Origin of the sequence: Brooklawnia sp. (assembly GCF_049651565.1) — a bacterium.
In the GTDB taxonomy this organism is placed as follows: Bacteria; Actinomycetota; Actinomycetes; order Propionibacteriales; family Propionibacteriaceae; genus Brooklawnia.
This window is the reverse complement of the sequence record NZ_JBASCI010000277.1, coordinates 1-2210: the sequence shown is the minus strand read 5'-3', so window position 1 is coordinate 2210 and position 2210 is coordinate 1. Positions and strand designations below refer to the sequence as shown.

Annotated in this window: 3 protein-coding genes and 1 pseudogene; 2 read left to right on the top strand and 2 right to left on the bottom strand. The window is 70.5% G+C overall.

Annotated elements, in window-relative coordinates; translation table 11 throughout:
- Positions 1-211 (bottom strand): annotated as a pseudogene (locus WBL05_RS13595) (hypothetical protein); the annotation flags it as partial.
- A gap of 86 nt (positions 212-297) precedes the next feature.
- Between WBL05_RS13595 and WBL05_RS13590 the strand changes: the two are divergent.
- Positions 298-873 carry a DUF421 domain-containing protein gene (locus WBL05_RS13590; RefSeq protein WP_424226672.1) on the top strand — a complete coding sequence of 192 codons (576 nt, stop codon included), beginning with the start codon at positions 298-300 and terminating at the stop codon, positions 871-873.
- Positions 870-1241 carry an HsmA family protein gene (locus tag WBL05_RS13585; protein ID WP_424226671.1) on the top strand — a complete coding sequence of 124 codons (372 nt, stop codon included), beginning with the start codon at positions 870-872 and terminating at the stop codon, positions 1239-1241. The genes WBL05_RS13590 and WBL05_RS13585 overlap by 4 nt, the downstream gene beginning before the upstream one ends.
- A 15-nt stretch (positions 1242-1256) precedes the next feature.
- Here WBL05_RS13585 and WBL05_RS13580 read toward each other — a convergent pair.
- On the bottom strand, positions 1257-2210 hold a 954-nt coding region (locus WBL05_RS13580), incomplete at its 5' end, for a DUF4349 domain-containing protein (RefSeq protein WP_424226669.1).

Sequence of the window (2210 nt, the reverse complement as noted above, 5' to 3'; positions counted from 1 at the left end):
CGGTGAAGGACGCCACCACGCGCCGCGCGCCGCCGGCGACGTGGGCGTTGGTGACCAGGACGCCGGGGTTGATCAGCACGCCCGACCCGGACCCGGTCCAGCCGCGATCGCCATGCACCGTCAGGTTCGCCACCGAGGGCGCCACCGCGCGCACCACCCGGGTCACCACCGCCGAGTACGCGTCCAGCGCCTCGACCGACTGCTCGTCCACTTCGCACCTCCTGGTGAGTGAAACGCTGGCCATGGCGGTTTCAATCCCGGCCCCCTCGGTGTCGACGGCTCGGCGGAGGTGCCACCATGAGGCGCATGGAGTTCTGGGACGGGGTCCGGCAGACACTGGTACCGACCTGGCCTGAGGCGTTGGCAGTGTTCATCGCGTCCGGCGTGATGTACCTGACCTTTACCACGGTGCTGCGCGTGTGGGGCCAGCGGTTGTTCGCCAATCGCTCCGGCAGCGGCCTGGCGGTGGCACTGGTGCTGGGTGCCATCGTGGGCCGGTCAATGCTGGGACCGAACGCCACGCTGGTCGGCGGGTTGATCTGCCTGGCGACCCTGGTCACCCTGGAGGGCTTCTTCGGCACCGGACGCCGGTCCGGGCTGATCGGGCACCGCCGCGGGATCGTGTTGTACGCCAACCGGCGGCTGGACTACCAGGTGATGCGCAGGTACCACCTGAGTGAGCAGTTGTTCTTCGCGCGGCTGCGACAGGGCGGGATCGCCCACCTGGACGAGGTGCGGGCCGTGGTGCTGGAGCCGGACGGCAGCATGAGCCTGCTGAGGGTGGGCGCCGACCTCGACTCGCGGCTGCTGCGTGATGTCGTGGGCAGCGAGCGGATCTTCGCAGATGGTGGCTGGGGCGGGGACGACCGGTGAACCCGCTGGCCGCAACGTTCATCACCGGGGCCCTGGTCTGCTACTCCATCGGGGTGTGGGCCCAACGCCTTGGCGGCCGCCTCAGGTGGTGGCACTTCGTGTTCTTCGTGCTCGGGCTGTTCTTCGACACCCTCGGCACCGCCATGATGTTCGACTTCGTCGGCGGCCTGAGCCTCGACGTGCACGGCATCTCGGGGACCATCGCGATCCTGCTGATGTTCATCCACGCCGGCTGGGCCCTGGTCGTGCTGGTCAGACAGGACGAGCACGCCTTGACGAACTTCCACAAGTTCAGCCTGTTCGTCTGGGTGATCTGGCTTGTGCCCTACTTCAGCCCGGTCTTCTTCGGGATGGCGGCGCCGAGCTGAGGCGACGATGCGTCCTCACCGGTCTGCCGACGGCTGCTCAGGGTTGGGGGGTTCGGCGGCCTGGACGTCGGTCGGGGCCTCCCCGGCCGGGCGGGGTTCGGCAGGGCTGGGTTCGGTCGGGCTGGGTTCGGCCGGGCTGGGTTCAGTTCGCCCGGTCCCGGCCGGTTGGGACCCGGCCGGCACCGGCGTCGGCGGCTGCTGGGTCTTGGCGCCGGCGGGGGGAGTGGTCGCCGTGACCCGGTTGGCCGCCCGCCGCCGCCTCGCTCGCCGGACCAGGTAGAAGACCAGCAGACCGATCAGCCACAGCGGTGCGCTGGCGATCAGGAAGGTGACCAGGAACGCCAACACCCCGGCGGCGCCTTGGATGCCGTCGGTGATGGCGTCCAGGAACCCCCACGACCGCCCGCCGGGCCGCACCACCGGCTGTTCCTCGGTGAGCTCGACGGTGACGGTGGCCAGCGCGGCCTGCCGCTCCAGGTACTGCACCTGGGCGTCCAGGCTTTCGATCTCTCCGCGGATGCGCCACAGTTCCTGCTCCACCGCGAGCATCTCCTCGACGTTGTTGGCGGCCGCGACCAGTTCGCGCAGCCTGGCCTCCTGGGCGCGAAGGTTCTCCAGCCGCGCGGTCAGGTCGATGTGCTCCTGGGTGACGTCATCGGTCGACTCCGACTGGTAGACCACGGTGCCGAGTTCGGAGACGTCGGCGACGAACGCCGTCAGGTCGTCGGCCGGCACCCGGACGGTCACCCAGCCGCGCAGCGCCGTGCCGTCGCCGGCGGGAGCGCCGCCCTGCTGGTCGTACCGGTACAGCCAGTCGTCATCGGTGGCCACCTGCATGTTGGTGATGGTCGCCGAGTGCTCGCCGGCCAGCCGGCGCACCTCGTCCACGGCGTCGGGGGTGCTCTGCACCTCCAGCCGCAGCACCTGGGCGCGGACGATCCGCCGGTCGGTGCCGTCCTGCGGGGCCTG